Genomic DNA, 1,724 nt, shown 5'->3' on the forward strand with positions numbered 1-1,724 from the left:
AGCTGTTCTTGTATTAGAAGGAGATATAAATTCAGTTCAACCTTCAAAACTGATTGAATCTATTTTACAACAATCTTCAGGATACACGATCAACATTATTGATATCAAACCAAGCCGCTTAATCTTAGAGGGGTTTCAAGAAGCTATCGAAGGGCTTGAAGCTCGGATAAAATCAGAAGACCTAAAAGAATTAAGTGGTTTTCCTGTTAAAGATATTCAAATTTTGAACGAAAGTTCAGATGATGAAGATAATAGCAAGCTTGATCATAAATGGCGTCTAGTCGCAGAGATTGCTAGTGGTGGAGCTGTGGGTCGAGACTTGAGGGGTGCGAACCTCAGTGATGCGGACCTCAGTGATACCAAGCTCAGTGGTGCTAACCTATGTGATGCAGACTTGAGTGGTGCAGACTTGAGTGGTGCCGACTTAAGTGGTGCCGACTTCAATGATGCAAACCTTAGTGGTGCCGACCTCAGTAGTGCTAACCTGATTCGTGCTAATTTGATTCGTGCGAACTTGAGTGGTGCTAACCTCAGTGATGTTAAGGTGATTGGTGGGAACCTCGGTAATGCTAACCTCAGCAATGCCAACTTCAGTAGTGCGAAGCTAATTCGTGCCAATCTTAGTGGTGCCGACCTTAGTGGTGCCGACCTCAGTAATGCGAACTTCAGTGGTGCCTCTCTGTATAGTGCCAACCTCAGTAATGCCAATCTCAGTAGTGCTAACCTCAGGGGTACTGAGCTGAGTGGTGCCAATCTCAGTGGTGCCGATCTGCGGGGTACCAAGCTCAGTGGTGCCAACCTCAGTGGTGCCAACCTCAGTAATGCCAAGCTGATTGATAGCAATCTCAGGGGTACTGAGCTGAGTGGTGCCAACCTCAGTGGTGCCAACCTCAGGGGTGCCTCTCTTTATAGTGCTAACCTCAGTGGTGCCAACCTCAGGGGTGCCTCTCTTTATAGTGCCAACCTCAGTGGTGCCAATCTTAGTGGTGCCAACCTTAGTCTTGCCAACTTGTGTCCTATGAGGGTGTCTGGTACCGATTTTAGTGCTGCAAACCTCAGTGGCGCTAACCTTGGTGGTGCCTACTTGTATCGTGCTGACCTTAAAGATACCGATCTCAGTAGTGCCAACCTCACTGGTGCCGATCTCAGTAGTGCTAACCTTAATGGTGCTGACGTGAAAAATGCCCGATTCGGATATATTGTAGGAATTGATGAATCCACAAAGCTTAAGCTAATTAAAAGAGGAGCAATTTTTTAGAATTTTCCAGGTGAACCCTCTGAAATTAGTTCTTGAAAACTTACCAGTTATGTGTATTAAAAAAGAGCGATCGCCTAATTTACCTAACTGGTAATTCGACTGATAATTTATCTGTATTAAAAAAGAGCGATCGCTCTTTTTTACCTAACTGGTAATTCGTCTGATAATTTATCTGTATTAAAAAAGAGCGATCGCCTAATTTACCTAACTGGTAATTCGACACTAATTTCATTAGCTATATCCAATAACAGTCAAACGGTTAACCTTTAACCATCAACAACCTTGTTATTAATAACATAAATCAGGTTTATCAACAATAATTTCGGGACTTATAAAGGGATTTTAACCTAAAAAAAACTCCTAATTTTCAATGCTTAAGCTAAGCTTTAAACAAAGCGATCCATCACGTTTTTAAAACGTTAATGTTCAGGGGAAGCAGCCATGATTTCTAGGTGGCCACCATTGT

Annotated in this window: 2 protein-coding genes; one reads left to right on the plus strand and one right to left on the minus strand. The window is 42.8% G+C overall.

What is annotated here, in order from left to right; genetic code table 11:
* Window positions 1-1,258, plus strand: a 1,258-nt coding sequence (locus F6K38_RS41205) for a pentapeptide repeat-containing protein (protein ID WP_287360609.1), incomplete at its 5' end; no start/stop codon positions are given.
* Between the two features lie 79 nt (window positions 1,259-1,337).
* Here the strand turns inward: F6K38_RS41205 and F6K38_RS41210 are convergent.
* The gene (locus F6K38_RS41210; RefSeq protein WP_287257066.1) at window positions 1,338-1,490 is read right to left on the minus strand and encodes a hypothetical protein; all 153 of its coding nucleotides are present in this window, start codon (window positions 1,488-1,490) and stop codon (window positions 1,338-1,340) included.
* Window positions 1,491-1,724 lie beyond the last annotated feature (234 nt).

Source organism: Moorena sp. SIO3B2 (genome assembly GCF_010692525.1).
Classification (GTDB): Bacteria; Cyanobacteriota; Cyanobacteriia; order Cyanobacteriales; family Coleofasciculaceae; genus Moorena; species Moorena producens.

What these genes read in the sequence shown, in the direction of transcription:
- F6K38_RS41210 (WP_287257066.1), bottom strand. Translation starts at nt 1,490, where the DNA reads ATGAAATTAGTGTCGAATTACCAGTTAGGTAAATTAGGCGATCGCTCT.